Annotated in this window: 1 protein-coding gene; it reads right to left on the bottom strand. The window is 46.9% G+C overall.

Annotation, left to right across the window (positions count from 1 at the left end):
- Positions 1-680, bottom strand: a 680-nt coding sequence (locus R8O11_RS28110) for a hypothetical protein (protein WP_318194984.1), incomplete at both ends; no start/stop codon positions are given.

Genomic DNA, 680 nt, shown 5'->3' with positions numbered 1-680 from the left:
GAGTAAACTAGCGTTGCGTTGCCCTCACCTTGGGTAAAGACAAGTTCGTACACGATGCTTTCTGGGTTACTGCTGTCTTGTGTTTGCGCGCTGATGTTCAGAGAAACGTTGTTACCATCTTCATCAACCGTGTAGTTAAAGGTACTGTTTGCCGTCCAAGTCGCGATGTCTGCAACGCTTTCCACTTGAATGTTGAGCCTGCCATTGATGATGTGGTCAGACACACCGTTATTAAGGATCTCAACTCGGATGCGTGGATCTATGCCACTATCGCCTGTCGCAAAATGCCGGTCAGGCACAAAATAGAGGTTCTCAAGCGTAACGAACTCACCATTGAATGATTGAATGACATTCGAACCGTCCAACACAACAGAGCCATTGACTGGCGTAAGTTCAATGTACTCACCATTGGCATTTCGATAATAGAACGTGCCGTTGTGCGTGCTCGCATCGCGAATCGTGATATCGCCTAGGCTTTCATTTCTATCGAGGTCGTGCAAGTTAATCACTAGATCGACTTTCGCTGGCGTAGTATCTAGACCAGATAAGTTATCTTGCGTATTGGCATTATCAGTACCAAGGATAGAGCCGTCACGGCCTTTATCTTCGAAAGACAACACCGATGAGGTATCGATTTGTGCATTTCTGTCTGTCACGGAGATGTCGAGATCGGCGGTACT

It is taken from the genome of Vibrio sp. 1288 (genome assembly GCF_033344475.1).
Note: the sequence above shows the minus strand (reverse complement) of the source record. Positions and strands in the feature narration are given on the sequence as shown.